This window comes from Citrobacter sp. TBCS-14 (genome assembly GCF_005280805.1).
In the GTDB taxonomy this organism is placed as follows: domain Bacteria; phylum Pseudomonadota; class Gammaproteobacteria; order Enterobacterales; family Enterobacteriaceae; genus Citrobacter; species Citrobacter gillenii.
In genome coordinates this window covers 1-212 of sequence record NZ_SZWM01000266.1, presented here as the reverse complement: position 1 = coordinate 212, position 212 = coordinate 1, and the positions used below count along the sequence as shown (strand labels likewise).

Genomic DNA, 212 nt, shown 5'->3' with positions numbered 1-212 from the left:
GTACTGCATACGTTGCCCGCATTAACAGATGCGCAGCAGGCCATTGCGGATATTCAGTTTGATTGGGTAGTGGAAGAAGGGTTTGCTCAAATCCCCTCCTGGCATCCGACCGTTGACCGTGTGATCCCGGTGGCGATTCGCCGCTGGCGTAAAGCCTGGTTTTCCGCCCCCATTAAAGCTGAGCGCAAAGCTTTTCGCGAGGCGGTGCGTTT

General features: G+C 55.7%; 1 pseudogene. It reads left to right on the top strand.

What is annotated here, in order from left to right:
* Nucleotides 1-212, top strand: a pseudogene (locus FDX22_RS12420) (lipopolysaccharide heptosyltransferase 1); the annotation flags it as partial.